22 protein-coding genes are annotated in these 21,202 nt (G+C 64.0%); 13 read left to right on the top strand and 9 right to left on the bottom strand.

Features of this window, described 5'->3' with window-relative positions; translation table 11 throughout:
• Position 1: 1 nt before the first annotated feature.
• Genes WDS16_RS18885 through WDS16_RS18860 form a run of 6 tightly spaced genes read right to left on the bottom strand, consistent with a single transcriptional unit; the run spans position 2 to position 4,939 of the window.
• On the bottom strand, positions 2-862 hold the full coding sequence (locus WDS16_RS18885) for a biotin-dependent carboxyltransferase family protein (RefSeq protein WP_338886753.1): 861 nt from the start codon (positions 860-862) through the stop codon (positions 2-4).
• Complete coding sequence (locus WDS16_RS18880; RefSeq protein ID WP_338886751.1) at positions 859-1,461, bottom strand: allophanate hydrolase subunit 1; 603 nt, start codon at positions 1,459-1,461, stop codon at positions 859-861. Before WDS16_RS18880 ends, WDS16_RS18885 begins: the two co-directional genes overlap by 4 nt.
• The gene (locus WDS16_RS18875) at positions 1,461-2,219 is read right to left on the bottom strand and encodes a 5-oxoprolinase subunit PxpA (RefSeq protein WP_338886749.1); all 759 of its coding nucleotides are present in this window, start codon (positions 2,217-2,219) and stop codon (positions 1,461-1,463) included. The genes WDS16_RS18880 and WDS16_RS18875 overlap by 1 nt, the downstream gene beginning before the upstream one ends.
• Before the next feature lie 10 nt (positions 2,220-2,229).
• Positions 2,230-3,075: a metal ABC transporter permease gene (locus tag WDS16_RS18870; RefSeq protein ID WP_422395844.1), complete on the bottom strand. Its 846-nt coding sequence runs from the start codon at positions 3,073-3,075 to the stop codon at positions 2,230-2,232.
• A 29-nt stretch (positions 3,076-3,104) separates the two neighbouring features.
• Entirely contained in the window at positions 3,105-3,926 is an 822-nt protein-coding gene (locus tag WDS16_RS18865; RefSeq protein WP_338886746.1) for a metal ABC transporter ATP-binding protein, read from the bottom strand.
• Between the two features lie 38 nt (positions 3,927-3,964).
• Positions 3,965-4,939 carry a metal ABC transporter solute-binding protein, Zn/Mn family gene (locus WDS16_RS18860; RefSeq protein ID WP_338886745.1) on the bottom strand — a complete coding sequence of 325 codons (975 nt, stop codon included), beginning with the start codon at positions 4,937-4,939 and terminating at the stop codon, positions 3,965-3,967.
• A gap of 128 nt (positions 4,940-5,067) precedes the next feature.
• Between WDS16_RS18860 and WDS16_RS18855 the strand changes: the two genes are divergently transcribed.
• Positions 5,068-6,156 carry a LacI family DNA-binding transcriptional regulator gene (locus WDS16_RS18855; RefSeq protein WP_338886744.1) on the top strand — a complete coding sequence of 363 codons (1,089 nt, stop codon included), beginning with the start codon at positions 5,068-5,070 and terminating at the stop codon, positions 6,154-6,156.
• Between the two features lie 216 nt (positions 6,157-6,372).
• On the opposite strand, the gene otsB is transcribed toward WDS16_RS18855, so the two are convergent.
• Together otsB and kstR are read right to left on the bottom strand one after the other, a co-directional pair.
• Complete coding sequence (gene otsB / locus WDS16_RS18850; RefSeq protein ID WP_338886743.1) at positions 6,373-8,919, bottom strand: trehalose-phosphatase; 2,547 nt, start codon at positions 8,917-8,919, stop codon at positions 6,373-6,375.
• Positions 8,920-8,971: 52 nt separating this feature from the next.
• On the bottom strand, positions 8,972-9,646 hold the full coding sequence (gene kstR / locus WDS16_RS18845) for a cholesterol catabolism transcriptional regulator KstR (protein WP_338886741.1): 675 nt from the start codon (positions 9,644-9,646) through the stop codon (positions 8,972-8,974).
• Between the two features lie 93 nt (positions 9,647-9,739).
• On the opposite strand from kstR, the gene WDS16_RS18840 reads away from it, so the two are divergent.
• The 6 genes from WDS16_RS18840 (at position 9,740) to WDS16_RS18815 (ending at position 16,544) form a co-directional block, all read left to right on the top strand.
• Positions 9,740-11,857, top strand: coding sequence for an acyl-CoA dehydrogenase (locus tag WDS16_RS18840; protein ID WP_338886739.1), 2,118 nt, complete (start codon positions 9,740-9,742; stop codon positions 11,855-11,857).
• Between the two features lie 89 nt (positions 11,858-11,946).
• Positions 11,947-12,957 carry an acyl-CoA dehydrogenase family protein gene (locus WDS16_RS18835; protein WP_338886738.1) on the top strand — a complete coding sequence of 337 codons (1,011 nt, stop codon included), beginning with the start codon at positions 11,947-11,949 and terminating at the stop codon, positions 12,955-12,957.
• Positions 12,942-14,093 carry an acyl-CoA dehydrogenase family protein gene (locus WDS16_RS18830; RefSeq protein ID WP_338886736.1) on the top strand — a complete coding sequence of 384 codons (1,152 nt, stop codon included), beginning with the start codon at positions 12,942-12,944 and terminating at the stop codon, positions 14,091-14,093. Before WDS16_RS18835 ends, WDS16_RS18830 begins: the two co-directional genes overlap by 16 nt.
• Positions 14,090-15,001: a bifunctional MaoC family dehydratase N-terminal/OB-fold nucleic acid binding domain-containing protein gene (locus WDS16_RS18825; protein WP_338886734.1), complete on the top strand. Its 912-nt coding sequence runs from the start codon at positions 14,090-14,092 to the stop codon at positions 14,999-15,001. Before WDS16_RS18830 ends, WDS16_RS18825 begins: the two co-directional genes overlap by 4 nt.
• Entirely contained in the window at positions 15,001-15,378 is a 378-nt protein-coding gene (locus WDS16_RS18820; RefSeq protein ID WP_338893533.1) for a MaoC family dehydratase, read from the top strand. Before WDS16_RS18825 ends, WDS16_RS18820 begins: the two co-directional genes overlap by 1 nt.
• Positions 15,375-16,544: a lipid-transfer protein gene (locus WDS16_RS18815; RefSeq protein ID WP_338886732.1), complete on the top strand. Its 1,170-nt coding sequence runs from the start codon at positions 15,375-15,377 to the stop codon at positions 16,542-16,544. Before WDS16_RS18820 ends, WDS16_RS18815 begins: the two co-directional genes overlap by 4 nt.
• Here WDS16_RS18815 and WDS16_RS18810 read toward each other — a convergent pair.
• The gene (locus WDS16_RS18810; RefSeq protein ID WP_338886730.1) at positions 16,516-17,259 is read right to left on the bottom strand and encodes a FadR/GntR family transcriptional regulator; all 744 of its coding nucleotides are present in this window, start codon (positions 17,257-17,259) and stop codon (positions 16,516-16,518) included. The two genes, WDS16_RS18815 and WDS16_RS18810, sit on opposite strands and share 29 nt — an antisense overlap.
• A 70-nt stretch (positions 17,260-17,329) precedes the next feature.
• Here WDS16_RS18810 and WDS16_RS18805 point away from each other — a divergent pair, with 70 nt between their 5' ends.
• From WDS16_RS18805 to WDS16_RS18780, 6 genes are all read left to right on the top strand, one after another.
• On the top strand, positions 17,330-18,226 hold the full coding sequence (locus WDS16_RS18805) for an alpha/beta hydrolase (protein ID WP_338886728.1): 897 nt from the start codon (positions 17,330-17,332) through the stop codon (positions 18,224-18,226).
• Between the two features lie 317 nt (positions 18,227-18,543).
• A complete protein-coding gene (locus WDS16_RS18800) occupies positions 18,544-19,038 on the top strand; it encodes a gluconokinase (protein ID WP_338893532.1) in 495 nt (164 codons plus the stop codon).
• Positions 19,039-19,187: 149 nt separating this feature from the next.
• Positions 19,188-19,490: a WhiB family transcriptional regulator gene (locus WDS16_RS18795; RefSeq protein ID WP_338886726.1), complete on the top strand. Its 303-nt coding sequence runs from the start codon at positions 19,188-19,190 to the stop codon at positions 19,488-19,490.
• Positions 19,491-19,501: 11 nt separating this feature from the next.
• Positions 19,502-19,846, top strand: coding sequence for a hypothetical protein (locus tag WDS16_RS18790; RefSeq protein ID WP_338886724.1), 345 nt, complete (start codon positions 19,502-19,504; stop codon positions 19,844-19,846).
• A gap of 48 nt (positions 19,847-19,894) precedes the next feature.
• Complete coding sequence (locus tag WDS16_RS18785) at positions 19,895-20,623, top strand: DUF2637 domain-containing protein (protein WP_338886723.1); 729 nt, start codon at positions 19,895-19,897, stop codon at positions 20,621-20,623.
• Between the two features lie 79 nt (positions 20,624-20,702).
• Positions 20,703-21,200, top strand: a complete 498-nt coding sequence (locus tag WDS16_RS18780) for a DUF427 domain-containing protein (protein WP_338886722.1) — start codon at positions 20,703-20,705, stop codon at positions 21,198-21,200.
• Positions 21,201-21,202: the final 2 nt, after the last annotated feature.

Genomic DNA, 21,202 nt, shown 5'->3' with positions numbered 1-21,202 from the left:
GTTATCCGGGCGCGAGGTCGCGCAGCGTGAAGCGCACCGAATCGCCCGGCCGCAACTGGCCCAGCAGCGGTATGTCGAAGCTGCGCACCACTCCGATGACCGGGTAGCCGCCGGTGACGGGATGGTCGGCAAGGAACACGACGGGCATGCCGTCCGGGGGGACTTGCAACGCGCCGACGACCATTCCCTCGCTCGGCAATTCCTTCGAACTCGTTCGCTTCAGCGGAGTTTCGCCGTCGAGTCGCACCCCGACACGGTCGGCGTCGGCAGTGACCGCCCAGTCCTGGGCGAAGAGACTCTCGGTGTCGGTGAACCAGTCGGCGCGGGGCCCGAGGACGACGCTGATGGCGCCCGGACGCTCCGGTGGCAGTGCCCAGTGTTCGGCGGGCCATTCGGAAGATCCGTCTCCCACCGGGCAGTTGTCGCCTGCCGCAACAGGCGCTGGCCCGAGCCCGGACATGGTGTCCGTGGATCTGCTACCGAGCACGGGTTCGACGCCGATGCCACCTCGAACCGCCAGATAGGTCCGCAGTCCGGACAGTGGAGTGCCGATGAACAATTCGTCGCCGTCGGCCAGGACGATCGTGCAGTACATGCCGTCGGCGACGCCGTTGATCGTGACCGGGCTCGGAGCGCCGGTCACGGCCGCGACGACGCGTCCGTGCGCGCGGACTCGGAGGCCACCGAGAGTGGATTCCAGAGTTGCGCACCCGATGCTGTTGCCCACCAACCGGTTTGCAGCGTCATGCGCGCGAACGTCTGCTGCGCCGCTCCGGCCGACGCCGATTGCCGAGTATCCTGGCCTTCCTCTGTCCTGCACCGTGCACAGTGGTCCCGAGGCAAGAACGTGCAGTGAGCTCATAGCTTTTCGAACCGAACCGTGACCCCCGGACGAAGCATGGCCGGAGGATCGCGTTGTGCGTCCCACAATGGCGCATCGGTGCTTCCGATCAGCTGCCAGCCTCCCGGTGAACTGCGTGGATAGACGCCGGAGAACTCGCCCGCGAGACCGACTGCGCCGGCGGGCACCGTGGTGCGAGGTCTAGTGCGCCGCGGAACATGCAGGCGCGCATCGGTGCCGACGAGATAGCCGAATCCGGGCGCGAATCCGCCGAACGCGACCGTCCAGGTCTGTTCCGAGTGCGCGCTGACCACTTCGGCGACGGTCAGGCCAGTAGCGTCGGCGACGTCGTGGAGATCGTCGCCGTCGTAAACGACCGGAATGACAATTGGTTCGACCGTCAACTCCGTCGTGGCTTCGGAAGGTTCGGTGTCGCGCACCCATGTGAGAACTCGATCACGGTTTCCGTTGTGCCGCACGAGAACTGTACGAGCCGCCGGAACCAGGTCCTCGACGTCCTCGATGGTGCTGTCGGCGAGTGCGCGGTAGAAGGCCATCGTCTCGGTCAGATCCGGAAACTCGACGAGAAGTGCGCGGTCCCCGGCGTCATGGACGATCATCAGACGAATGCTTTGGTATCGATATCGTTGTCGAACAGTATTTTTCGGATAGCAAAAGCCATGTCGACTGCGCCCGGAGAATCTCCGTGCACACACACCGACTCGGCATCGACGTCGACTGTCGACCCGTCGATCGCCTCGATGGTGCCGTCGCGAACCAGCCGAAGGACGCGCTCGGCGACCGTCGACGGGTCGGACAGTACCGCACCTTCGGATCGCCTGGGCACCAGCTCGCCCGACGCCGTGTACGCGCGATCGGCGAACGCTTCGGCGACGGTTCGAAGTCCGGCGTCGCGGGCTTCGTCGAGAAACACCGAACCGGGCAGGCCGAGCACGGGAAGCGTCGGGTCGTAGGTGCGCACGGCATCGACGACGGCACGCGCTTGCTCTCGGTGAGTGACGATGGCGTTGTACAGCGCACCATGCGGTTTGACGTAGGCGATGGCCGATCCTGCGGCCTGCGCGAGACCGTCGAGTGCGCCCATCTGGTACAGAACGTCGGCCATCAGATCGGCAGCATCCATGTCGATGAAGCGCCGTCCGAATCCGGCGAGATCACGGTAGCCGACTTGGGCGCCGATGCGTACGGCATTGTCGGCGGCCGCACGGCACGTGTCGAGGATCGTTCGAGGGTCACCGGCGTGGAAACCACACGCGATGTTGGCGCTGGTGACGATCGACAGCATGGCGTCGTCGTCGCCGAGTGTCCAGGTACCGAAGCTCTCGCCGAGGTCCGAGTTGAGGTCGATGGAGGCCATTGCAGGCAGTCTAGGCCGTTATTGTGCGACCGGAGTTCGCCTTGCGCCGAGACCCGACCGCCCGGCAGATCAGGTAGATCACGAACGAGATCGTCGTGACGAAGGTCGACACCGGCAGCCCGGGAGCAAGTGAGAGCAGGATGCCACCGACTGCGGCTGTTTCGGCGAAGACTACAGACAGTAGCGTCGCCTTCAGCGGGCTGGCGGTCACGCGGGCGGCTGCGGCAGCAGGAGTGATCAGTAGTGACAGGACCAGCAGAGCGCCGACGATCTGAACTCCGAGGGCACAAGCAACGCCCACCAGGACGGCGAACACGACGGACAGGCCGCGAACCGGGACGCCGCGTGCAAGCGCGACTTCGGGATCGGTGCTGGCGAACAGCAACGGACGATAAACGATGACCAGCACTATCAGAACGACGATCGCGCAGACGAGCAGTAGCTGCAGCCCGCTCTGCCCGACGCCGACGATCTGGCCGATGAGAAGGGCGAAGCTGGTACCGGTACGTCCGGGGTAGAGCCAGATGAACAGGACGGAAAGGCCGAGTCCGAAGGACATGATCACGCCGATGACCGAATCGCGGTCCCGGGCTTTGGAGCCGAGCAGAGCAAACATCACTGCGGCGACGACCGATCCGACGATCGCGCCGAGCCCGACGGTTATGCCGACGAGCAGTGCAGCTGACGCTCCGGTGAGGGATAGTTCGCTCGAGCCGTGGACGGCGAACGCCCACTGGCGGCTGACGATCAAGGGTCCCAGCGCGCCGGCGAGCAGACCGAGGATCACAGCGGCGATGAGAGCTTGCTGTACGAAGTCGTAGCTCAACAGGTTCGCGGTAGTGCTGAAGTCGAACATATTGGAGAGCGCGTCGACCACTTTCTCGTTCAATGCGGATCCTCGGTCGGTGGATGGTGCGCGCCCGCGGTGCCCAGTGCGTCGATGGAATCTCCGGTTCCGACGACGATGAGCCTGCCGCGGACGCTGAGGACCTCTACCTCGGTGCCGTACAACTCGGAGAGCACTTCGGTGGTCATGACTTCTTTGGGCGTGCCGATGCGGAACTTTCCGTCGACGATGTAGACGACACGGTCTACGAGGGGGAGGATCGGATTGATCTCGTGGGTGACGAACAGGACGGCGGTTTCGTGCTCCCGGCGTCGTCGATCGATCAGTTCGGACACCAGCCTCTGGTTGGCGAGATCGAGGCTGAGCAGAGGCTCGTCACACAGCAGTACCGACGGGTCTCCGACGAGTGCCTGCGCGATACGCAACCGCTGCTGTTCACCGCCGGACATGGTGCCGACAGGTGCTCCGGCGAAAGAATTTGCGCCCACCTGGTCGATCGCGTGCTGGACGATGCGCCTGCGTTCCCGCATCCCGCGGAATCCGATGCCCCACCGGTGACCGTCCCACCCGAGGCCGACGAGATCCCGCCCGCGCAAAGGGAGATCGTCGTCGATACTGCGTTGCTGGGGTATGTAACCGACCCCGGATTGGCCGCGATGTACCGACGCACCGGCGATCGCCGCGGTACCGGAAGTGAGGTGGTTCTGGCCGAGCAAGACCTTCAGCAGCGATGTCTTGCCGGAACCGTTCGGGCCGAGGACGGCAACGAATTCTCCGGGCTGGACGGTGAGATCGAGGTTCTGCCAGAGCGTACGCTCGCCGAACGCCAGCCCGGCGTCACGCAGTTCTACAGCAGACATGCGCTATAGCTTTCCAGGGCCGGCGAGCCTACGCCCAGTCAGGATGCACTCAGCGCGGCATCGAGATCCTGAGCCGCCTTGGTTTGCCATTCGATGTAGGTCTGACCCTCTGGGAGTGTCTCGGTGACCTCGACGACGGGAATGCCGGCTGCTTCGGCGGTCGAACGGATGTCTTGCGTGACCGCGTCCTGGGTCTGGATGTTGTAGATCAATGCCTCGACGGAGTTGGACGTGAACAAGTCACGGGTGGCTGCGATCGACGCGGGCGACGGATCGGTGCCTTCCTCGATGGCGTCCTTGAAGTCCTCGGGGGTCTTGTCGTCGAGACCGGACTCCTCGATGAGGTAGTGCGCGATCGGCTCTGTCTGCGCCACCGGCACCGCGGGGTGGTCGGCGGCGATCTTGGCCGTCACGTCGGTGATTGCGTGAACCTGCTCGTGGAATGCCTCTGCGTTGGTGGTGTACTGCGCAGCGTTCTCGGGGTCGAGCTGCCCCAGCTTGTCTGCGATGGATTCTGCTGTGGCAGCAGCGGTTTCGACGTTGTACCAGACATGCTCGTTGACCTCACCGTGGCTGTGACCGTCGGCGGACTCGTGGGCCGTGTTCTCGGACTCTTCGTGTGCATGGTCGGAATCGAGCAGTTCGAACGCGTTCACCGACGGCACATCCTTGCCTTCCGAGCTCAGGATGTCGGTGATGAACTCGTCGTATCCGCCGCCGTTGTAGACCACGAGCGATGCTTCGGCGACCTTGGCGGCGTCACCGGGTGATGCCTCGTACGAGTGCGGATCGGCCGAAGGGTCGGCGATGATCGACTCGACGGTGGCCAGGTTTCCGGCGACGGCTTCGGCGACACTGCCCCAGACGTTCGTCGACGCGACGATGGTGATCGGCCCGTCGGCGGCGGTGGCAGGAGCCGAGGTGGTCGGAGTCTCGGCGTCCGAACTGCATGCGCTCAGAGTCAGAGCGGCGGCGCAGGACAGTCCGACGAGCGCTGTGGTGGTACGACGCATTGGGAAGCTCCTCGAGCGGCAAATTAATGCAATTGGAAACCGTTACCGTTGTACTCTAGCGAGTCGGGTGCTCAGTATCGAATCGGGCCGATTTTCGCTGGAACCTGGTTTGCGACTAACGTCCGGGTATGTCCAGGTCGAGGGAGCCGCGGCGCCCGGCTACGTTGGCGTCCATCGCGGCCGAGTTGAAGGTGTCTCGCACTACGGTGTCGAACGCGTACAACCGTCCCGACCAGCTGTCCCCTGAGCTGCGCGAACGCGTGCTCATGGCGGCGAAGCGGCGCGGCTATGCGGGCCCGGATCCGGTGGCGCGTTCGCTGCGCACACGCAAGGCAGGTGCGGTCGGACTCGTGCTGACCGAGGCTCTCAGCTACTCGTTCCGGGATCCTGCCGCGATGGCGTTCCTCGCCGGCCTCGCCGAGTCGTGCGAGGCAGCCGGGCAAGGACTGTTGCTCATTCCTGCTGGTCCGGATCGCGAAGACACCGCAGCCGCAGCCGTCGTCCAACAGGCAGGTGTCGATGCGTTCGTCGTCTACTCCGTCGCCGACGACGATCCCTACTTGCTGGCGGTCCGCGAACGACACCTGCCGATCGTCATCTGCGACCAACCGCGGGGCGTGCCCGAGGCTGCACTCGTCGCGATCGACGACCGCGCCGCGATGAAGCTCCTCGCCGAACAGGTCATAGCGCTCGGCCACGAGCACATCGCCGTTCTGTGCATGCGATTGGGGCGCGACCGTCGCGACGGCGTCGTACCCCCAGCGAGACTGGCGGACAGTCACTTCCACGTTCAACGTGAGCGAATCGCGGGAGTCAAGGAAGCGATGGTCGACGCCGGACTCGACCCGGACTCGTTGACCGTCGTCGAACGGTTCGAACACACCATGCGTTCCGGTCACTCGGCAGCTGCGCAGGCGTTGCAGGCCAATCGCGACACCACCGCCTTGCTGTGCACCACCGACGTCCTCGCGCTGGGAGCACTCAACTTCGCGAAGGTCACCGGCATCGATGTACCCGGTCAGCTCACGGTCACCGGATTCGACGGTGTCGAAGACGCCATCCGGGACAACCTCACCACCGTCCGTCAGGATGCCGAGGAAAAGGGGCGACGGGCGGGTGCGCTGCTGATGTCCACCTCCAGATCCGGCGTCGTATCGACCGAATTCATGCCCACCGAGCTGTTCAAGGGGCGTACCGCTGGGCCGCCACCGGCCTGACGTTCGCCGCCGTCCGGTTTGCCCGGCCCGGTTTGCCCGCCCACCATCGCTTGAATGGACCTTCCCAGCTATCTGATCGTATGGATGGACCATCCAAGCGATGGTGGGTGGGCGGCCGGTTCGCTTGAATGGACCTTCCCAGCTATCTGATCGTATGGATGGACCATTCAAGCGATGGTGGGTGGGCGGGCGGGCGAAAAACAGGCGGGCGAAGGATCAGCTCAGCAACGCCGCACACCGCAGCAGTCCGAGGTGACTGTAGGCCTGCGGATGGTTGCCGAGGGACCGCTCTGCGACGGGGTCGTACTCCTCGCTGAGGAGGCCGGTCGGTCCGGCAGCGCTGACGAGTTGGGTGAACAGAGCTTCAGCTTCGGAACGTTGCCCGGTCAGTAGGTATGCCTCGACGAGCCACGCGGCGCATAGGTGGAAGCCGCCTTCGCCGCCGGGCAATCCGTCGTCGTGGTGGTAGCGGTATACCGTCGATCCGCTGCGTAGCTCTGCTTCCGTGGCGGTGACCGTCGCGGCGAACCGCGGATCCGACGCGTCGATCAGCCCGGAAAGCCCGATGTGGAGTGTCGCGGCGTCGAGGTCGGAGCCGTCGTATGCGGCGGTGTAGGACTGGACCTCTTCGTTCCAGCCCTGCTCGAGGACCTCGGCTCGAATCGTCGAACGCAGTGTCTCCCAGCTGGGTTCGGTCTCGCGATCGAATGTGGACGCGAGGGTGAGGGCGCGGTCGATGGTCATCCACCCCATCACCTTGGAGTAGACGTGGTGACGTGGGTTGCCGCGGATTTCCCAGATGCCGTGATCGGGCTCCGACCAGCGACGCTCGACGGCCTCGACCATCGACCGGACGAGCGACCAATCGTTCTCGGACAGTGCTTCTTTCCCGTGCAACCCCTTTGCCTCGCGGGCGTGCGACAGGGAGGAGATGAGGTCGACGATCGGTCCGAACACGTCGAGCTGCACCTGCTGGTTCGCGGCGTTTCCGACGCGTACCGGCCGGGATCCGGCATAACCGGGAAGCTCGTCGATGACGGCTTCCGGCGGCAGCCCAAGACCCCAAATGGTGTACAGCGGATGCAGGCGCTCGGGGCCCGGAACCGACTGCAGCACACCGTGAATCCAGGAAAGGTAGTTCTCGGCTTCCGCTGTCGAGCCGAGATTCACCAGCGCGGACGCGGTCAGTGCGGCGTCTCGTAGCCAGCAGTAGCGGTAGTCCCAGTTGCGGACGCCGCCGATCTCCTCCGGCAGAGAGGTGGTGGCCGCAGCCATGATCGAACCCGAATCGGAGTGCACCAAACCACGTAGCGTCAACGCCGACCGCTTCATCAGATCGCGCTTGAGCGGTGGCAGGGTCAGGCCGTCGACCCAGTCCTTCCAGTAGGCCTCGGCGCGCTGGCGTCGTTCTGCCTCCGGAACCGCGGAAGGTTCGAGATCTTCGCTGCCGAGCCGTAATTCGAGAACGATGGGTCCTGCGGACGGGTCGACTTCGGCGTGTGCGGTCTGCTGCGCGCCGTCGGACACGATGTTCCACCGCACACCCGGACTGCGGAGCACCATCGGATCCGCGGTGCCGTAGATGCGCAGACCGTCGTTCTCGGGTTCGAGGCGAACCCAGACCTTGCCGAACTCGGGCCTCGGCGCGAATGTCACGACGGCGGTTGCTTTACCGGTGATGACGCGGGTCAGCGATGTCTGGCCGCTAGGCACGTCGTGTGGCAGATAATCGGTGACCTGCAGGCTCGACCATTTGGTCTGCACGGTCATGGTGCCGTCGACGTACTGCTGGCTGAGCGGCAGGGCCGCACGGGTGGGTCCGACGCTGAAATGGCCGGCTTCGTTGCCGCCGAGGAGATGCGCGAATATTGCCGCCGAGTCGGGTTCGGGGTGGCAGAGCCAAGTCACGTTCGCGTCGGGAGTCACGAGCGCGACGGCGTTGGGACTTGCCAACATGGTCAACCGCTCGATACGCGGGGCGTCTGCCCCGGACAGCCATTGGCGACGCTCCTCGAGGAGGAACGCGAGGGCGAGAGCGACCTGTGCGGTGCTGTCGATGCGGAACTCGGCCGCGCTGTCGCCGGAGCCGACCTTGACGCCGATGTCGGGGCCGTGGAGCCGAGCGAAGGCCTTTTCGTCGGTGACGTCGTCGCCGAAGAAGACCGCCGCTGTCGCCCCTTCCTGGTGGCGAAGGATGTCGAGGGCGACGCCCTTGTCGGTGACGATGACGGCAAGCTCGATGACCGATTTTCCCTCGGTGACCTGCACGCCGTCGCGCAGGGCAACGCCGTTTCGGACCGCGTCGAGGGCGCGTTCGGCATCGCTGGGTTCGGCGTTGCGCACGTGCAGGGCCGCACTCGCTGGTTTGACCTCGACGGTCACGCCCGGGCAGCGAGCAGCGATCGACTCCATATCGGCGGCGATGTCGTGCAGGAGCCTCTTGGCCTCGTCGTCGATGGCGTGAATGAAGCCCACGTCGAATTCGCTGCCGTGGCTGCCGACGAGCTGTACTTCGGCAGGAAGACGGGACAGTGTTGCCAGGTCGCGCAGTGCTCGACCGGAGATGACAGCGGCGGTCGTCCCGGCGAGAGTGGCGAGACCGCGCATTGCGCTCACGGCTTCGGGGTGCGGAAACGCCTTCAACGGATCGGACACGATGGGTGCCATCGTGCCGTCGTAGTCGGAAGTGACGAGCAATCGAGGGGTCCGGGCAACGCCGATGAGGGCGCGGCGAAGTTCCAGCGGCAGATCCAGTGCAGTCACGTGAACGAATCTAGGCGATCAAGGCACAACCGCCTACTCGGACATTGCTTGGCTAGTCGAGAGCCTTGGAGTCTCCGAGCAGAAGGTCGACGGTCAGTTCGAGTCGCGCTGCCACATCTGTGGCGGAGGATCGCCGGGTCAACCATGCCACTAGATTCGACAGCCACACATCGCTGATGACGCGAGCGATACTGAGCTGCAACTCCGTCGGCTCACCGTCGCTCATCGCCTTGGCGAACAATCGGTCCATCAGGCGCCCGACTTGATCGACCTCGGCGGCGGCGGACGCGTCGGCGAACATGAAGGCGCGCGTCATCGCTTCGGTGAGAAGCGGGTCACGTTGCATGGCCCGTGTGATCTGCCCGAGGATCAGGTGCATGCGCTCTTGCGGCGTCTGGCCGGGGGGAAGTTTGCGGCGGGAATCGATCTTCTCGAATTCGCGAGCCAGGGCCGATACCAGTAGATGCACCTTCGACGGAAAGTAGCGATACAGGGTTCCGACGGCCACATCGGCGCGCTCGGCGACGGCACGCATCTGGACGGCTTCGTACCCGCCCTTGGATGCGAGCGCGAGCGTCGAATCGAGGATTCGCTTGCGGCGTTCGCGCTGTGCGTTGGAGCTGAGATCGTCGTCCGTGAGCACGCCGACCGGACGGAGTGGCGTCAGATCGCCCGATCCGTTCTTGTCGGAAGGGCTCACTGCGCCCGACCTGGATGATGAGGTCATTGACGTTTTCCTTCGCACCTTGACTCGTGACCAGCTAGCGTATTAGAACACGTTCTAGATGGAAAAGTCATCACGAGACCTGGGGAAACCATTGTGACAATTGCCACGACCGAGGACCAACACGACGTCCAGCAATCGATTCGATCGTGGGTCTCTTCGGCCGATCCGATCGGAACCCTACGCGCCGACGAGCAGTCCGGATGGCGAAGCCACTGGCAGGCGCTCGCCGATCTCGGGGTGTTCTCCGTAGCGGTGCCGGACAGCGCGGGCGGTGCGGGCGGCACCACGGCGGACCTTGCCGCCATGCTGGAGGAGACGGGCGCAGGTCTCGTGGGTGGGCCGGTCCTCGGGACGGTCCTGGCTGCGATCGTCCTCGGCAAGCATCGATCGGCCGCAGATATCTGCGATGGGCGCACTCCCGTTGCCGTGGTCCTGTCCGGTGCAGTTCCCGAGGCCCGAGAGGGTGAGAACTCACTGATCGTCGACGGCAGCGTCGAACTGGCCTTCGGTGGAGCCGACGGCGTCGCGGTTCTATTGCCGGTCAATCGGGGTGGTGAGCAAGTCTGGTGCATCGTTGCCGCGGATACCCCAGGACTGAAGATCGAATCAGTTCTCGGAGTGGACCGGACGGTTCCGCTCGCGCGGGTGTCGCTCGAGTCGGTTCGAATCCCGGCCGAGGCCGTGTTCGAGAACGTGTCGACGCAGTACGTACACGACCTGGCGGTCACCCTCGCGGCCGCCGAAGCCGCAGGCATCGCTGGATGGTGTCTGCGGACCGCGGTCGAGCATGCGAAGTTCCGCGAGCAGTTCGGCGCGCCCATCGGGAGCTTTCAGGCCGTCAAACATCTCGCTGCCGACATGTTGTGTCGCGTCGAGAAGACGCGGGCAGCGGCGTGGGACGCCGCGGTGGCAGCGGACAGCGCATCCGGGGAATTTTCACTGTCAGCGGCAGTTGCGGGTGCGATCGCGCTGGATGCCGCCGTCGACACCGCCAAGGATTGCATTCAGATCCTGGGCGGAATCGGCTTCACCTGGGAGCACGACGCGCACCTCTACCTGCGACGGGCGCTCGCTGTGCGGCAATTGCTCGGTGGCGCGAGGCGGTGGCGCACACGCGTCACCGATCTGACACGCACGGGCATCCGCAGGACCCTTTCCGTCGATCTGGGTGCGGCGGAGGAGCTGCGCGCGAAGACCCGAGACGAAGTCGGGGCGATCGTCGCGTCCGAAGACCCTCGTGGGGCTCTCGCGTCGTCGGGACTGGGCGCCGCGCACTGGCCGAGGCCGCACGGGCGCGATGCGAGTGCCGCGGAGCAGCTGCTCTACGCCGAGGAACTCCATCGCGTGGGCTTGACGCCGCCGGATCTGGTGATCGGTTGGTGGGCAGTCCCGACGATCCTCGAACACGGCACCGAGGAGCAGATCGAGCGCTTCGCTGGTCCGACATTGCGAGGCGACATCACGTGGTGCCAGCTCTTCAGTGAACCGGAAGCGGGCTCGGATCTGGCCTCGCTACGGACCACGGCGAAGAAGGTCGACGGCGGATGGACGCTGCAGGGACACAAGATCTGGACGTCGCTCGCGCGAGAAGCGGACTGGGCGATCTGCCTGGCCCGAACCGACCGCGACGCCCCGAAGCACAAGGGGATCAGCTACTTCCTCCTCGACATGGCCTCGCCGGGAATCCGTATCGAGCCACTTCGCGAGATCACCGGTGACGCGGTGTTCAACGAGGTGTTTCTCGACGGCGTCTTCGTCCCCGACGACTCTCTCGTCGGGCGCGAGAACGACGGGTGGAAGCTCGCGCGGACTACCCTCGCAAACGAGCGCGTCGCGATGAGCAACGGCTCCACGCTTGGGTCTGCGCTCGAGGACGTCGTCGTGACGACGGTCGACGATGCGAGTGTGGCGGATCGACTCGGCGGGCTCATTGCCGACGGGCTCGTCGGTTCGCTGCTCGAATTCCGCGCGACGCTGCGGAGGCTCGGCGGGCAGGATCCGGGTGCGGAATCGAGCGTGCGCAAGCTGGTCGGCGTCCGTCATCGTCAGGATCTTGCCGAGTTCGCGTTGGAAGCGGCGGGACCCGTCGGGGCGGTGGAAGGTTCGCTCGCCAAGGAAATGCTGCTGACGAGATGTCTGTCGATCGCAGGCGGAACGACGCAGATTCTGCTGACGGTTGCTGCCGAGCGGATCTTGGGGCTGCCACGGTAGCGGGGTGGGTCTGGTGATTGTCGCCCGAAGGTGTTAAAAATAGAACACGTTCTACCAATGCTGGTTCTCCCGTCGATAGGTGATCAGGCGTGGACTTCACACGAGATTCGACCCAGACGACCATCGCTGAGATGGTCTCCGGACTACTGGCGCGCGAGCCCTCGGACCTGTGGGCCTCGCTCTGGGACGCAGGACTGCTCACGATGTTGTTGCCCGAGTCGGCAGGCGGCGACGGTCTCGGTCTCCCTGAGGCCGCGACCGTGCTCACCGAACTTGCGCATGCCGGCGCGGTCGGTCCTGCACTTGCGACCATCGGCTTCGGTATCGTCCCGCTGGCCATGCTTGCGCCGGATGCAGTCGATGGACGCATGCCGCCGGGATCGATCCTCACTGCTGCCCTCGCCGAACCTGGGCGTCCGTTCCCGTCGAATCCCTCGACGACGAGCACGCCCGACGGTGACCACATGCGCGTCACGGGTACGAAGATCGCCGTTCCGTACGCAGAACAGTCCTACCGAATCCTGGTGCCGACTTCGGCAGGAATCGTCCTGGTCGACCCGAAGAGTGACGGCGTTCGGCTCACCCGCACGCCATCGTCGTCCGGCGACCCGGAGTACTTCGTCGAATTCGATTCGGCACCTGGCCAATTCATCGCTGGCGACGTCACAAGCCTGTACCGGATCGCGCTGGCGGCCATCGGTGCTGTCGCCGACGGACTTGCCGCGGGAGCTGCCGAGTTGACGGCCTCCCATCTGGGAAGCAGGCATCAGTTCGGAAAACCGCTGGCGACGTTCCAAGCGGTCGCAGGCGAGATCGCCGACGTCTATGTCACAGCCCGAACGATCCACGTGGCCGCGGTATCTGCGGTGTGGCAGGCGTCGCAACGGCGAGAAGCCGATGACACCGACGTCCTGGCCTACTGGATCGCCGCCGAACTACCTGCGGCGATGCAGATGTGTCATCACCTGCACGGGGGCATCGGCGTCGATGTCACCTACCCGATGCACCGCTATTACTCGGCGGCAAAGGATCTCGCCCGACTCGTCGGAGGTTCGTCCTACCGACTCGACTTAGTGGGGGCAGCGTGTTCGTCGAATTGACCGAAGACCAACTGAAACTTCAAGCGGAACTGCGTCACTACTTCGCCGACCTCGTCGACGAGCACGACGCCGACATCATGATGACCGAGCGGCACGGTGAGACTTACCGCAAGATCATCAAGACGATGGGCCGCGACGGGTGGCTCGGAGTCGGATGGCCGAAGGAATTCGGCGGCCATGGCTTCGGTGACCTCGAACAGTCGATCTTCGTGAACGAAGCTGCCAGAGCCGATATTCCGCTACCGGCCGTGACGCTCCAAACCGTCGGTCCGACGCTGCAGAAATACGGTACCGAGGCCCAGAAGGCCAAGTTCCTCACGGCAATTCTCGCGGGCGACGTCCATTTCGCCATCGGTTACACCGAGCCCGAGGCGGGTACCGACCTCGCCTCGCTACGCACGACAGCGGTTCGGCACGGCGACGAGTACGTCGTCAACGGGCAGAAGATCTTCACCACGGGTGGGCACGACGCGGACTACGTCTGGTTGGCAGTGCGCACCGGCGCACCGGATTCACGTCACCGTGGCATTTCGATGCTCATCGTCGACACCAGCGATCCTGGCTACTCGTGGACTCCGATCATCACGTGCGACGGCGCTCATCACGTCAACGCCACGTACTACAACGACGTGCGAGTTCCCGTCGACATGGTGGTCGGGGAGGAGAACGCCGGGTGGCGACTCATCACCACTCAGCTCAACCACGAGCGGGTGATGCTCGGGCCTGCCGGACGAATCGCCGGTCTGTACGTGCGGTTGCGTAGTTGGGCCGAGCATCACTCGCTGCTGGGTGAATCCGATGTGCAGCGCGTCCTCGGTGAGATCCAGGCAACGTTCCGCATCAACGAACTATTGAACTGGCAGGTGGCATCGAGTACTGCCGATTCGGTGGACATTGCGGATGCCTCGGCTACGAAAGTGTTTGCAACCGAGCGTATTCAGCGGGTCGGTCGAATCGCGGAGGGAATGGTCGGGCGGCACGGAAACCCGGCGGACCCCGATACCGCAAAACTGATGGACTGGCTCGACAAGCAGGTCAAACGCAATCTCGTCATTACCTTCGGCGGTGGTGTGAACGAAGTCATGCGTGAACTCATCGCCACCTCCGGTCTCGGGTTGCCGAGGGTGATCCGGTGAGCGAGTCGATCGCCGAGGCGGCCGAACGCATTGCCGCGGCGGGTGACAGCGCGCCGAAGCCAGGCCGCGATCCCGTCAACCAGCCGATGATCAACAACTGGGTCGAAGCCATCGGCGACACCAATCCCATCTATGTCGACGCCGCCGCAGCCGAAGCGGCCGGGCACCCTGGCGTCGTCGCGCCGCCAGCGATGGCGCAGGTTTGGACGATGGGCGGTCTGCACAGGACTCGCGCTGCGGACGACCCGCTCGGTCAGATCATGGAGATCCTCGACGAGGCCGGCTTCACATCGATCGTTGCCACCAACTGCGAGCAGACGTATCACCGGTACCTGCAGCTCGGGGAAGAGGTGACTTTGACGGCCCGCCTCGGTGACGTAGTGGGGCCGAAGAAGACGGGCCTCGGCATCGGCTGGTTCGTGACGGTGCACAACACCTGGTATGTGGGCGAGGAGGCAGTCGCCGAGATGCTCTTCCGGGTACTGAAGTTCGCACCTGTCGCGAAAGTAGTTCCAGCCGAACAGATCCGACCAGTGGCTTCGCAGGAGACCGAGTTCTTCTGGGAAGGAACCAAGGTCGGTGAGCTCAGAATTCAACGGGTACAGGACGGTTCACTCCGACACCCGCCGATACCGGCGATCTGGCAGGACAAGAACAAACCCATCGACTATTGCGTTTCCGTCGGAACGGGCAGCGTGTTCAGCTACGTCGTTCACCATGCACCGAAGGTTCCGGGACGAACGTTGCCGTTCGTGGTTGCGCTCGTCGAACTCGACGAAGGAGTCCGGATGCTCGGAGAACTACGAGGTGTGGATCCGGCCGAGGTAGCCGTCGGACTACCCGTGCAGGTCGAGTTCGTGCGTATCGACGACGATCTGACGTTACCGGCGTGGAAGGTCGTGAAATGATCGCCGCCGTCGGAGATGTTCTCCCCGAGTTGCAGATCACTGCCGATCCGACGTTCGTGGTGTCGACGGCGTTGGCCACCAGAGATTTTCAAGATGTGCACCACGACCGGGACAAGGCAGTCCAGCGAGGATCGAAGGATATCTTCGTCAACATTCTCACCGACACCGGGCTCGTACAGCGATTCGTCACCGACTGGGCCGGTCCGTCCGTGGTGTTGCGATCGATCGCGTTGAAACTCGGTGTGCCGTGGTACGCCTACGACACGCTGACACTGACGGGGATCGTGTCGCGGGTGCAGGACGGTGAGGTCACCGTGGACGTTCGCGGCACGGACTCTCTCGGGGATCACATCACGGCGACGGTGAGGCTGGTATGAGCGGATTTTCCAGAGAAGCGGCGATCGTCGGCATCGGGGCAACGGATTTCTCGAAAGACTCCGGGCGGAGCGAACTTCGGCTCGCAGCCGAGGCCGTGACCGCCGCTCTGGACGACGCGGGCCTCACGCCGAACGACGTCGACGGACTTACGTCGTTCACTATGGACACCAACACCGAAACAGCTGTTGCGCGAGCAGTCGGCATCCCCAATCTCACCTTTTTCAGCCGTATTCACTACGGCGGCGGTGCGGCGTGCGCGACGATCCAGCAGGCCGCGATGGCCGTCGCAACGGGCGTCGCCGATGTCGTAGTCGCGTATCGGGCGTTCAACGAGCGCTCAGGCGCGCGGTTCGGGCAGGTGGCGTCACATCTTGCAGCCGCACCGACGTCGTCCGGCATCGACGCCGGTTGGTCCTACCCGCACGGTCTCGGTACCCCGGCGTCCTTCGTCGCGATGGTCGCCCGACGATACATGCACGTCTACGGCGCTACGAGCGAGGATTTCGGCAGAGTTGCTGTCGCGGACCGCAAGCATGCCGCCAACAACCCGGCCGCGTTCTTCTACGGTAAGCCGATCACGTTGGAGGACCACCAGAATTCGCGGTGGATCGCCGAACCGCTGCACCTGCTGGACTGCTGCCAGGAATCCGACGGTGGCATCGCACTCGTCGTGACGAGTGCCGAGCGTGCAAAGGACCTTCCCAATCCGGCGGCCGTCATCACCGCGGCAGCGCAAGGAAGTGGGCCAGATCAGTACATCATGACCAGCTACTACCGCGACGCACTGACGGGTCTGCCGGAAATGGGACTCGTCGGAGATCAGCTGTGGGCGCAGTCCGGTCTGACTCCGTCGGACATGCAGACGGCGGTTCTGTACGACCACTTCACGCCATTCGTGCTGATGCAGTTGGAGGAATTAGGGTTCTGTGGCCCGGGAGAGGCCAAGGATTTCGTCTCCGACGGCGCCATCGAACTCGGCGGTAGATTGCCCCTCAACACCCACGGAGGACAGTTGGGGGAGGCGTACATCCACGGCATGAACGGAATCGCCGAGGGCGTCAGGCAGATTCGTGGAACCTCGGTGAACCAGGTACCCGACGTGGAGAACGTCCTCGTGACGGCAGGTACCGGCGTTCCTACGTCCGGTCTGATTCTGTCGAAGTAGAAGTCGCGGAGGTAGCGGTCATCGCTGTGGACGATTCGGCGACGATTTGTTCCATCGCCCGTTCGGCCGCGTGCGCGTCACCTGCCTGAATCGAAGATGCGACGACGCCGTGCAGGCGAATGGCCTCGGGATCGGCTTGATGCGGCATCAGCGCATGACGGGTACGCCCGGCCAGTACCTCGACGACGATCTCGGACATCGAACGCAGCATCGGATTGCCGGATGCGGCAAGAAGAGTGCGGTGAAAGTCGGAATCGTGGGCCAGGTAGGCGTCGGAGTTCGCGGCACGGGAGGTCGCGGACATTCCGATCACTGCCGCAGTCAGCTGTCCGCACTGTTCGGGTGTCGCCCGCTGCGCGGCGAGCCGCGCCGCCAAAGGCTCGATTCCCGAACGCAATTCGCTGAGGATCGCGAGTTGGGCTGCGCGGTTGGGTCCGGCCAGTTGCCATCTGATCACCAGTGGATCGAGCGAATTCCACTGTGAGGAGTCGAGCACGGTGATGCCGACTCGGCGACGAACGGTGAGGAGTCCGAGAGACTCGAGGACGCGAACGACTTCGCGTACGACCGTTCGCGATACCTCGAACCGGGTCGCAACGTCGTCCGCTGAAATCCTGGTTCCTGCGGGCACGGTCCCGTCCACGATGTTCCGTCCCAGTTTTTCGAGTACGGAATCGTGTAGTTGTAGGAAATCTGCGCCTGCTTCGACCACCACTGTTCGATCGTGCCACGTATACGCGGGCTTCTCTCGCCGCTATTGTCTTCGGCACACATGGAGGTGGGTTATGACCAAGCGTTACGACGTGCGTTTTCCATCCGGTTCGGTCGACTGCAGTGCCTGGTTCTACGAGGGCGCAGTGGGAGCTCCGGTAATCGTCATGGGCCATGGACTCGGGGGAGTCAAGTCGATGCGTCTCGATGCGTTCGCCTCGAGGTTCGCGGCCGAGGGGTATTCGTGCCTGGTATTCGATTACCGCCACTTCGGCGATAGTGAGGGTGAGCCGCGCCAACTTCTCGACATCGACCGGCAGCTGCAGGATTGGGCTTCGGCAATTGCGTACGCGCGATCGCGTGGCAGTGAGAGCGGCAGTGACAGTGTTGTTCTGTGGGGGACATCGTTCGGCGGTGGCCATGTCATCGTCGCGGCGGCGCGGGACGGTGGTGTGGCCGCCGTGGTGTCACAATGCCCGTTCACCGACGGTGTGGCATCCGCTCTGGCCACGAGCCCGCTCGTTGCAGCTCGGGTGACGGCGCGCGCGGTACGAGACCGGGTCGGCTCACTGCTCGGCCGAGAACCGACGTTCATCCCGCTGGCAGGCCCGCCGGGTTCGACAGCCTTGATGTCCGCGTCCGACGCGCTCGACGGCTATCTGGCGCTCGTGCCCGAGGGCAAGACGTTTCGGAACGAGGTGCTGGCCCGGGTCGGTCTCGACATTCCGCTGCGTCGCCCTGGTAGGCATGCGGGAAAGGTGACGTGCCCGATCATGTTCTCGGTGTGCGAGACCGACACCGTAGCGCCGGCCAAGGCAACCCTGCGGCATGCGAAGCGTGCCCCGAAAGGCGAGGTCGTCGTCTATCCGGACGGCCATTTCGACATCTATGTCGGGGATGCGTTCGACCGTGTCGTCGTCGATCAGATCGAGTTCCTGTCCCGTGTTGCTCCCGCAGTGAAGCCACAGTAATTAGTATTACGAATCACCCCAAGGGTTGCTTTAAGTACTACTTTTAGGGATAGTGAGCAGAGTCACCTCGGTCCGACGAGGCTGACTGTCTCACCTTCGTCCGGAAAGAACTCGTTTTCGCCGACCCTCTGGCTTGTGTACGACGCAGGAGCGGGGTTGGTGCAAGGAGTATCTGGGTACTTCGGACGTGCGGAACCTGAAAACTTGGAGTGTGATGGAATGCGCTGTTTCTCAGACGGCCCTAGCCGGCGCGATGACTTCGAGTGTGGTGAGCTGACGTGAGTTCGCCACAGAATCCCCATCCGGTACTCGTGATCATGGGTGTGTCAGGGTCTGGGAAGTCCACTGTCGCAGGCATTCTTGCGGGTGCGTTGAAGTGGGACCTGCAGGAGGGGGATGACCTGCACCCTGATTCGAACGTCGAGAAGATGGCGTCGGGCCAGCCGTTGACCGATGCCGATCGCTGGCCGTGGTTGGAGACCATTGCCGATTGGATCCGAGCGCACACTGAAGCGGGCGAGCCTGGAATCGTGACATGTTCAGCGCTCAAGCGGAGCTACCGCGACGTCCTGGAGCGGGGGTCGGAGGGGCGCGTGGTATTCGTCCACCTGGCGGGTACGAGGGAGCGAATCAGCGGCAGGTTGAACGCTCGGATGAATCACTTCATGCCGAGCGGCCTCCTCGACACTCAGCTATCGACTCTGGAGTCGATCGGATCCGACGAAGAAGCAATCGTCGTCGATGTGGGCCCGCCACCAGCGGAAATCGCGGCTACGATCATCGCGGAACTCGAACGGACACGCGGAATATGAAGCAGCAGCGCTGGTTTTTAGGCATACGAATGTACGACATTCTTGCCAAAAGTATGTTGAATGCGGGAAAGTGAAGTGGTTCACGAAGACATCCGCGCGCGCAGACGGGTCACAAACCTCGTTGCGCCAGCGCTCATGAGGAGACCCCGATGGTGAGAGGCGTGCCGTCCCGGCCGGTCGAATTGCCGGTTCCGAATGCCGACGTGTGGGATTGGCAGCTGGACGGATTGTGTCGCGGCTACGACTCCTCGGTCTTCTATCACCCCGAGGGGGAACGGGGCCGAGCCCGCGCGATGCGGGAAAGGAAAGCCAAGGCCATCTGTTCGGCCTGTCCGGTACTTCTTCAATGTCGATCGCATGCATTGTCGGCGAACGAGCCCTATGGCGTGTGGGGTGGAATGTCCGCCCACGATCGTGCCGATCACTACCGCGCCGAGGCTCGGCTGGCTTAGCCTTTCTCGCTGTGACCGAACCCGGGAAGTCCTCATCGGTACGTGGATGGGACGTCGTGATTTCGGTGACCGCGCTCGTGTTCACGGTGATGCTCGGCGGCTTGGCAGTCCTGGTCGGGATCTTCTCGGTGGCATTCCTCGACCACCGCACCAATTCGAGTGCGGACCGGGCCGTCGCCGCTGTTGTTGTCACTCTTGCCGTGGCCGGACTTCTCGGGATCATCGGGTTCACAGCGACTGCCGTCAGGCTCGCCCGTCGCCGGATCGCGTGGCCGTTCTCGGTGGGAACGCTGGTGGTCTGCATGCTGACTCTCATGTCGGGAGCGCTCTGGTTTGCCTCGGCAGTAGGCGCCTGAGCCTGTGGACAGGTTTCGTGTCGGTGGCCTCGTGCACCATGTCGAAGCATGAACAAGGTCTTGCGTGCGACGCTCGCCAGTGCGGTCGTCATCACCACTGTCATCGGCATCGCATCGTTCGTCCTGAGCTTCGCGGCGCTGTGGGATCTCGCCACGATGGCGGGTGTGCCCAGAAGTCTGTCTTGGCTGTGGCCGGTCATTGTCGACGGCACCATCCTTCAAGCCACCATCTCGGTCATCGCGCTGGCGCAATTCGAGGACCAACGAAGTGGGCGACGGTTCTTCTGGGCAGTCCTCGTCATTGCGGCGTTGGTGAGTATCGGGGCGAATGCCATGCACGCGTTCATCTCTGAGGCCGGCATGCTGCACCCTGCGCTGTCGGCAACTATTGCCACCGTTGCGCCGGTCAGCCTGCTGGCTGCCACCCACGGGCTCGGCATCCTCGTCAGACTGCCAGCACTCGGTCCGTCCGAGCACTCATCGTCCGAGCACTCATCGTCCGAGATTTCATCGACCGAGAACTCATCGATCCACGAGACAGCGTTCGCTCAGGACGCCGCGGCTGCGCCGCGACCTCCCGCACCCGAACCAGTCGAGATTCGGGCTCGTGAGGAAATCACGGCCCCTAAGAGGTCGAGCGCCCCTGCCACCGTGCGGCTGAACAACTCTGTCGCCGAGCGGTTGAGCGACCCTGTGACCGATCCATTGGCAGAGGTGGACCGGTGGATCCTCGACGAGGACCGATCCGACGATCTCTACCCGGTAGACGCACCTTGACCTACTGTGGCCCTGGTGTGCGTCGGCCCTACTGTGCGTCCGCCCCAGCAAGCGCTGGATGCGTGGCACTATCGGGAGGATGAGCATAGTGACACCGCAGGTGCCCGGACCAGGTCAAGAATCGGTGTGGGACTATCCGAGGCCCCCGAAACTCGAGCAATCGAACCGGTTGATCACGGTTCGGTTCCAGGGTGTCCTGGTGGCCGAGACTCGCGACGCTTGGCGCGTTCTCGAAACGAGCCATCCGCCGACGTGGTACATCCCACGGGATGACGTGGCCGCCAATGCGCTACGCCCCTCCGAAGCGCGGTCCACGCACTGCGAATGGAAGGGCGCGGCGACGTACTGGGATGTGAACGGTCATGATGCGGTAAGTGAAGGTGCGGCCTGGAGCTACGAGACTCCGACGGAGCAGTTCCTTCCCATCACCGGGCACCTTGCGTTCTCGCCGAGCCGACTCGAGTGCGAGGTCGACGGGGAGCGCGCCACTCCGCAGGAGGGTGGGTTCTACGAAGGCTGGATCACCAGCGACGTCGTCGGGCCGTTCAAGGGAATTCCCGGCAGTTGGGGCTGGTGAAA

Origin of the sequence: Rhodococcus sovatensis (genome assembly GCF_037327425.1) — a bacterium.
Lineage (GTDB): Bacteria > Actinomycetota > Actinomycetes > Mycobacteriales > Mycobacteriaceae > Rhodococcoides > Rhodococcoides sovatense.
This window is presented reverse-complemented; position numbering and strand designations above follow the sequence as displayed.